The 635-nt window shown below is 48.0% G+C and carries 1 pseudogene; it reads left to right on the forward strand.

Going from position 1 to position 635, the window contains the following annotated elements:
- Window positions 1–66: 66 nt before the first annotated feature.
- Window positions 67–635 (forward strand): annotated as a pseudogene (locus tag ACFQ3W_RS26020) (IS4 family transposase); the annotation flags it as partial.

Genomic DNA, 635 nt, shown 5'->3' on the forward strand with positions numbered 1-635 from the left:
GCAAAAAGGCCCCACATTCGGTAAAGTGTTTGTACCCCTACAAACCATCCGAAACGAGGCGGCCTCATGAAAAAGTCTACTTCATTATCAAACATTCTGCAATCCGTGATTTCCAAAGAAAGAATGCTTCCGCTCCTTGGAGAGCTTGAATATGTCGACGTGGCGCGGAAGTTTACGGTCTATGATCTCTTTTTATTCTTGGCCGAAGCGGCATTTCATCAATGGAACGGGTATCGGGATGCTGAACAGCGAATGAGGCGATGTGGCCTAAAAACCGTCGATCATTCTACCCTTTCGAAAAAAGCAAAGGACGTTCCCTTTGAGCTTTTTAAGCGGATGCTGAATCTTATGATTAGCCTTTGCAATCGTTCGACTCGGCGTAAGCTCGCAATCCCTAAGGAATTGCTTCTCGTGGACTCTACCAAAATCACTGTTGGCCTCGGGAGACTTCCTTGGGCTCCGCTGAAAGGAGAAAAAGCAGGAATCAAGCTGCACGTTTCTCTGATTGCCGATCAAGGCCACCTTCAAAAGGTGACAGAGACCACAGGAAACTCGCCGGACCTGCATAGTTGTGCAGATGTTTTGGATCCGAAGTTTATTCTCGTGGCTGACCGAGCGTACGGCAAGCATAAGCG

It is taken from the genome of Paenibacillus puldeungensis (assembly GCF_042678945.1).
Classification (GTDB): Bacteria; Bacillota; Bacilli; order Paenibacillales; family Paenibacillaceae; genus Fontibacillus; species Fontibacillus puldeungensis.